Source organism: Campylobacter sp. CNRCH_2014_0184h (genome assembly GCF_025772985.1).
GTDB lineage: Bacteria > Campylobacterota > Campylobacteria > Campylobacterales > Campylobacteraceae > Campylobacter_D.
The window spans coordinates 1-5,949 of record NZ_JAKMTB010000016.1 but is presented as its reverse complement, the minus strand read 5'-3'; the positions used below and the strand labels follow the sequence as shown (position 1 = coordinate 5,949).

The window sequence follows — 5,949 nt, the reverse complement described above, 5'->3', positions numbered from 1 at the left end:
AAGAAATATAAGAAATATAAGAAATATAAGAAATATAAGAAATATAAGAAATATAAGAAAAATTTAAAAATAGTGTCACAAATAAATAATCCAAAAATAAACCAATTTAATAACTAACAATAAAAATAAACATAAGATTATATATAAAGTAAGAATAATAAGAGAATTAACAAGTCCGCAATGAGCTACTTTCCCCCTGCCAGTAAGGCGTAGTATCATCACCCACGATGTGCTTAGCTTCTTGGTTCGGGATGGAGCAAGGCGTCTCCACATCTGTATAATCACGGACATTGTTATTTAAATATTCTATTTAATATAGCATAATAAAAACAATCAATAAGATTTAAATATAAAAATCATTTTTATTTTAGCTTTCATCTTATTCTTATATTTAGATATTTTATTAAGCTAATCACTTTATTGCTTTAGAATACTTAAAAAACAATGTTAAGAGCAAGTTCTAATATAAACTTTACTTGTAAGATTTTATAAGCTAATATAGTTTTCGTATAAAAACATTCAAAGCTTTATTAAAAACCTTAACAAGGAAGTGATGCTTAAATAAGATAAGCCAAACGCTCTATTAGTACTGGTCAGCTAAAGGACTTTCATCCATTACACACCCAGCCTATCAAACTAGTAGTCTTCTAGAGAGCTTAGAGAAGATTCATCTTAGAGTTGGCTTCACGCTTAGATGCTTTCAGCGTTTATCCGTTCCAAACTTAGCTACGCTGCGATGCTCTTGGCAGAACAACAGCTACACCAGTGGTTTGTTCAACCCGGTCCTCTCGTACTAGGGTCAAATCTCTTCAATCTTCTTACGCCCACGGCAGATAGGGACCGAACTGTCTCACGACGTTCTGAACCCAGCTCGCGTACCGCTTTAAATGGCGAACAGCCATACCCTTGGGACCTGCTCCAGCCCCAGGATGCGATGAGCCGACATCGAGGTGCCAAACCTCCCCGTCGATGTGAGCTCTTGGGGGAGATCAGCCTGTTATCCCCGGGGTACCTTTTATCCTTTGAGCGATGGCCCTTCCACACAGAACCACCGGATCACTAAGACCGACTTTCGTCTCTGCTTGACTTGTATGTCTTGCAGTTAAGCTGGCTTATACCTTTATACTCTACGAACGATTTCCAACCGTTCTGAGCCAACCTTTGTAAGCCTCCGTTATTATTTGGGAGGCGACCGCCCCAGTCAAACTACCCACCAGACATTGTCCCACTTGAGGATAACTCAAGCTGGTTAGCTACCCAAATAAGAAAGAGTGGTATCTCAACAACGGCTCATATACAACTGGCGTCATATACTCAAAGCCTCCCACCTATCCTGCACATTCTTATCCAAATAGCAGTGTCAAGCTGTAGTAAAGGTCCACGGGGTCTTTCCGTCTTGCCGCGGGTAGGAGGAATTTTCACCTCCACTACAATTTCACTGGATCCCTCTTTGAGACAGCTCCCATCTCGTTACGCCATTCATGCAGGTCGGTATTTAACCGACAAGGAATTTCGCTACCTTAGGACCGTTATAGTTACGGCCGCCGTTTACTCGGGCTTCGATCAAGAGCTTCGCTAATGCTAACCCCATCAATTAACCTTCGAGCACCGGGCAGGCGTCACACCCTATACATCCTCTTACGAGTTAGCAGAGTGCTGTGTTTTTGGTAAACAGTCGGGAGGGACTCTTTGTTGTAAGTTTCTTCGCTTTCGGAGTAAATCCTAATACGAAGCGAACCACACCTTATACCGAAGATACGGTGCTATTTTGCAGAGTTCCTTAAAGAGAGTTCTTCCACGCGCCTTAGAATACTCATCCCACCCACCTGTGTCGGTTTACGGTACGGGCAACATTAGCTAAACTTAGAAACTTTTCTTGGCTCGACGGCATCAGCAATTCTCCTCGCTGTCCGAAGACTTTGAAGAGCCTTTCAGTTCTCGGAGTATTGTTATACGGATTTGCCTATATAACCTCCTACGACCTTAGACTAGCACTTCCATCCGCTAGCTTGCTTAGCCCTAAGCGTCCTTCCATCGCACACTAATGTTGGTATTGGAATATTAACCAATTTGCCATCGTCTACCCCTTTCGGACTCGACTTAGGACCCGACTAACCCTACGATGACGAGCATCGCGTAGGAAACCTTGGGTTTACGGCGTTAATGATTCTCACATTAATTATCGCTACTCATGCCTGCATGCTCACTTCTATTCGCTCCAGCACTCCTTACCGGTATACCTTCGGCGCAAATAGAACGCTCTCCTACCACTTGATAAAATCAAGTCTACAGCTTCGGTACTTACTTTAGCCCCGTTATATTTTCCGCGCAAAATCACTAGACCAGTGAGCTATTACGCTTTCTTTAAAGGATGGCTGCTTCTAAGCCAACCTCCTGGTTGTTTAAGTAACTTCACATCGTTTTCCACTTAAGTAAGATTTAGGGACCTTAGCTGGTAGTCTGGGTTGTTTCCCTCTTGACGACGGATTTTATCACTCGCCGCCTGACTGCTGTGATTACATATAAGGTATTCGGAGTTTGATAGGGTTTGGTACATTGGTGTATGCCCTAGCCCATTCAGTGCTCTACCCCCTTATACTACGACACAACGCTATACCTAAATATATTTCGGAGAGAACCAGCTATCACGAAGTTTGATTGGCCTTTCACCCCTATCCACAAGTCATCCGGGGGCTTTTCAACGCCTATCGGTTCAGTCCTCCACTAGTTCTTACACTAGCTTCAACTTGCTCATGGATAGATCACTTCGTTTCGGGTCTGCAGCATCTGACTTAAGCGCCCTATTCAGACTCGCTTTCGCTACGGCTTCGCGTGTGCTTAACCTTGCCAGACACCACAACTCGCAGGCTCATTATGCAAAAGGCAGTCCATCACACTGTATTGCTACATAGTGCTCTGAATGATTGTAAGCAAATGGTTTCAGGTTCTATTTCACTCTGATCACCTCAGTTCTTTTCACCTTTCCCTCACGGTACTTGTGCACTATCGGTCTGGTAGTAGTATTTAGGGTTGGATCGTGGTCGACCCAGCTTCAGACAGGATTCCTCGTGTCCCGCCCTACTCAGGATACTGCTAGCTAAGGTTTGGTTTTCGTATACGGGACTATCACCCTCTATGGCTACACTTTCCAGAGTGTTCTACTAACCTCACCTATTGCACATTGCAGTCCTACAACCCCCAGTGCAAGCACTGGGTTTGCCCTCTTGCGCTTTCGCTCGCCGCTACTGACGCAATCTCTATTGATTTCTTTTCCTGTAGGTACTAAGATGTTTCAATTCCCTACGTTCGCTCCATTATGGTAGTATATATCTCTATATACTGGGTTGCCCCATTCGGAAATCTACGGATCAAAGCTTCTTGACAGCTCCCCGTAGCTTATCGCAGTCTAGTACGTCCTTCATCGCCTTTACCAGCCAAGGCATCCACCATTCGCTCTTAATAGCTTACCTTTTAAATTCATTCTAAAACGCATCACTTCCTTGTTAAAGTTTTTATGATAAGACTTTACTATCTTAAGACGGAAAGCATTTAAACACCTAATAAAACTAAAAATATTAGTCTCACTAAGCTGTGAGTTTAAAACTTGTCTTTAACTAAAAGCTAAAGAAAAGATAGTTAGGTTTTATCCTTTAACAAGTCCTGTAAAATTGTTTTTATTAAAACTTGCTTGTGACTCTTAACAATGATAATTCAAATAACATTAAATAACTAATCTAATATATAAAATATTCTATTATTTATTTAGCTTAGGTCTTAAAACCTAAAGGAAGTATATATAAAGAGTTTAAATAATTTAAAAACATAGACAATAAAGTATTTTACTTTATTTACTGCTTTATTATTAGCTATATACTTGCTTTAAGTTTTAAAACTTTATTATATGATTGATAAACAAATCTTTTTTTATGGTGGGCCTAACAAGACTTGAACTTGTGACCTCACCCTTATCAGGGGTGCACTCTAACCAGCTGAGCTATAGGCCCTTAATAAATGGTGGAGAATAGCGGGATCGAACCGCTGACCTCCTGCGTGCAAAGCAGGCGCTCTCCCAGCTGAGCTAATTCCCCAAAATTAGCTTTTCATCAATCTTTGAAATCTAAACAAGGATGATTGAGTCTATATATGAACTGATAGTTGTGAGACTTATCAGTTTGTACTCTAGAAAGGAGGTGATCCAACCGCAGGTTCTCCTACGGTTACCTTGTTACGACTTCACCCCAGTCGCTGATTCCACTGTGGACGGTAACTAGTTTAGTATTCCGGCTTCGAGTGAAATCAACTCCCATGGTGTGACGGGCGGTGAGTACAAGACCCGGGAACGTATTCACCGTAGCATGGCTGATCTACGATTACTAGCGATTCCGGCTTCATGCTCTCGAGTTGCAGAGAACAATCCGAACTGGGACATATTTTATAGATTTGCTCCACCTCGCGGTATTGCGTCTCATTGTATATGCCATTGTAGCACGTGTGTCGCCCTGGGCATAAGGGCCATGATGACTTGACGTCGTCCACACCTTCCTCCTCCTTACGAAGGCAGTCTATTTAGAGTGCTCGGCCGAACCGTTAGCAACTAAATACGTGGGTTGCGCTCGTTGCGGGACTTAACCCAACATCTCACGACACGAGCTGACGACAGCCGTGCAGCACCTGTCTCTAAGTTCTAGCAAGCTAGCACCCTCTTATCTCTAAAAGGTTCTTAGGATATCAAGCCCAGGTAAGGTTCTTCGCGTATCTTCGAATTAAACCACATGCTCCACCGCTTGTGCGGGTCCCCGTCTATTCCTTTGAGTTTTAATCTTGCGACCGTACTCCCCAGGCGGTACACTTAATGCGTTAGCTGCATTACTGAGATGACTAGCACCCCAACAACTAGTGTACATCGTTTAGGGCGTGGACTACCAGGGTATCTAATCCTGTTTGCTCCCCACGCTTTCGCGCCTTAGCGTCAGTTAAGTTCCAGCAGATCGCCTTCGCAATGGGTATTCTTGGTGATATCTACGGATTTTACCCCTACACCACCAATTCCATCTGCCTCTCCCTCACTCTAGACTACCAGTTTCCCAAGCAGTTCAACGGTTAAGCCGTTGGATTTCACAAGAGACTTGATAATCCGCCTACGCGCCCTTTACGCCCAGTGATTCCGAGTAACGCTTGCACCCTCCGTATTACCGCGGCTGCTGGCACGGAGTTAGCCGGTGCTTATTCCTTAGGTACCGTCAGAATTCTTCCCTAAGAAAAGGAGTTTACGCTCCGAAAAGTGTCATCCTCCACGCGGCGTTGCTGCGTCAGGGTTTCCCCCATTGCGCAATATTCCCTACTGCTGCCTCCCGTAGGAGTCTGGACCGTGTCTCAGTTCCAGTGTGACTGATCATCCTCTCAGACCAGTTAAGCGTCATAGCCTTGGTGAGCCATTACCTCACCAACTAGCTGATACTATATAGTCTCATCCTACACCGAAAAAACTTTCCCTACTCAACTTGTGTTAAGCAGGAGTATAGAGTATTAGCAGTCGTTTCCAACTGTTGTCCTCTTGTGTAGGGCAGATTAACTATACCTTACTCACCCGTGCGCCACTAATCCACTTCTAGCAAGCTAAAAGCTTCATCGTTCGACTTGCATGTATTAGGCACGCCGCCAGCGTTCACTCTGAGCCAGGATCAAACTCTCCATAAAAAATAATTGGATAAGTTTAATCTTTTTCTTCAAAGAAAAAGTTGATTGTTAAGATTTAAAAATAAATCTTTCTGGCTCAATCGATCACTTATTTAGATTTCAAAGATTGACTATAAGATTTGATTAACAATATTAATAATTTAAAGAACAAATACTAAAAAATTAAGACAAAAAGTCTTAAGCTTTTTAAAACCCTTTCATTTAAAAAGGAAATGAAATTATAGCAATAAAAGCTTAAAGTTTTATTAAATA

At 42.7% G+C, this 5,949-nt stretch carries 2 tRNA genes and 3 rRNA genes; all 5 read right to left on the bottom strand.

The annotated features are described in order from the left end of the window. Positions 1–172 precede the first annotated feature (172 nt). The 5 genes from rrf to L8X36_RS07955 all read right to left on the bottom strand — a co-directional run bounded on the left by rrf (position 173) and on the right by L8X36_RS07955 (position 5,697). A 5S ribosomal RNA gene (rrf, locus tag L8X36_RS07975) occupies positions 173–289 on the bottom strand. Between the two features lie 273 nt (positions 290–562). Beyond that, positions 563–3,470, bottom strand: a 23S ribosomal RNA gene (locus tag L8X36_RS07970). A 457-nt stretch (positions 3,471–3,927) separates the two neighbouring features. Further along, positions 3,928–4,004, bottom strand: a tRNA-Ile gene (locus tag L8X36_RS07965). An 8-nt stretch (positions 4,005–4,012) separates the two neighbouring features. Further along, a tRNA-Ala gene (locus L8X36_RS07960) sits at positions 4,013–4,088 on the bottom strand. A gap of 95 nt (positions 4,089–4,183) precedes the next feature. Beyond that, positions 4,184–5,697 (bottom strand): 16S ribosomal RNA (locus L8X36_RS07955). The 16S, 23S and 5S rRNA genes sit together here with 2 tRNA genes alongside, the layout of an rRNA operon. Positions 5,698–5,949: the final 252 nt, after the last annotated feature.